The organism is Acidithiobacillus concretivorus, from assembly GCF_018853445.1.
Lineage (GTDB): Bacteria > Pseudomonadota > Gammaproteobacteria > Acidithiobacillales > Acidithiobacillaceae > Acidithiobacillus > Acidithiobacillus concretivorus.
Map to the genome: position 1 here is coordinate 1 of NZ_JABELD010000014.1, position 1,334 is coordinate 1,334.

Annotated in this window: 1 protein-coding gene; it reads left to right on the forward strand. The window is 54.7% G+C overall.

Annotation, left to right across the window (positions count from 1 at the left end; all coding sequences use genetic code 11):
• Positions 1–60 precede the first annotated feature (60 nt).
• A protein-coding gene (locus tag HJG40_RS01695) for an IS3-like element ISAfe17 family transposase (protein ID WP_139111693.1) occupies positions 61–1,229 on the forward strand; the annotation gives its coding sequence in 2 pieces (ribosomal slippage) (positions 61–337 and positions 337–1,229; 1,170 coding nt in all).
• The last annotated feature ends 105 nt before the right edge of the window (positions 1,230–1,334 follow it).

The following is a 1,334-nucleotide window of genomic DNA, read 5'->3' on the forward strand; positions in this document are numbered from 1 at the left end:
TATAGTGGACCCCAGATTTGAGACAATAGTTTAAGCTTGTTGTCTGGTCAGGAGGAGACGATGAGCGCAGCAAAGCGGAAAGTGTATGGAGCCGCCTTTAAGGGCAAGGTGGGGCTGGAGGCGATCCGGGGCCTGAAAACCATCAACGAGATTGCGCAGGAGCATGGAGTGCATCCGGCGCAGGTCGGGCAATGGAAGAAGGCTATTCTGGAGCAGGTGGGTACTTTATTTGAGGGCAAGCGTGGCCCACAGCCCATTGATGCGCACAGCGACCCGGAGCATCTCTACAGTGAAATCGGGCGGTTGAAAGTCGAACTGGATTGGCTGAAAAAAAAGTCCGGAGTGTGACGGTAGAGACGCGGCGGACGTGGATCGCACCGAATCCGTCGATCTCTATTCAACGGCAGTGTCACCTGGCTGGCGTGGCCCGAGCCACGGTTTACGCGCAGCGACCCGAAAAGCCATTGGACGCAGAGGATAAAGTGCTCATGGATTTACTGGATGCCCAATACACAACAACGCCGTTTTATGGGAGTCGCCGGATGACCGTATATCTCCAAAATCTGGGGTTTAGGGTCAATCGCAAACGGGTGCAGCGATTGATGCGCACCTTGGGTTTGGCGGGCATGGCTCCAGGGCCGCACACCAGCCGACCCCATCCAGAGCATAAGATTTATCCCTACCTGCTGCGGGGGCTGACTATTGATCGCCCCGGTCAGGTCTGGAGTACGGATATCACGTATATCCGGCTCCGCCATGGATTTGTCTATCTGGTGGCTATTATGGACTGGTACAGCCGTAAGGTGTTGAACTGGAGGATCAGTAATACCATGGAGGCAGAGTTCTGTGTGGCCTGTCTGGAAGAGGCGCTACAACGCTATGGTGCGCCGGAGATCTTCAATACGGACCAAGGCAGCCAATTCACCGCTGAGGCGTTTACAGGCTTACTTCAGGCGCATGGTGTACAGATCAGCATGGACGGTCGTGGTCGCGCCCTGGATAACATCTTCGTGGAGCGGCTTTGGCGCAGTGTGAAGTACGAGGATATTTACCTGCGGGGCTATGGCCATGTACCGGAACTGATGGTTGGGCTGACTGCCTACTTTGAGTTTTACAATAGTCGCCGCCCGCATCAGTCTCTCGGCTATCTGACACCAGATCAGGTATACCTGACAGGGCAAGGGGGCGGCGCCTGCATTGTGGACCGCTATCCGAAGGTTGCAGCATAACCATTACTCAGGGACAATTTGGGGCAGCGCCATTCTGCTGCAATGTTAGAAACCAGACTAGCTTAAACTCTCGCTCTTTTTGTCTTGACTCATGGGTCCACCATA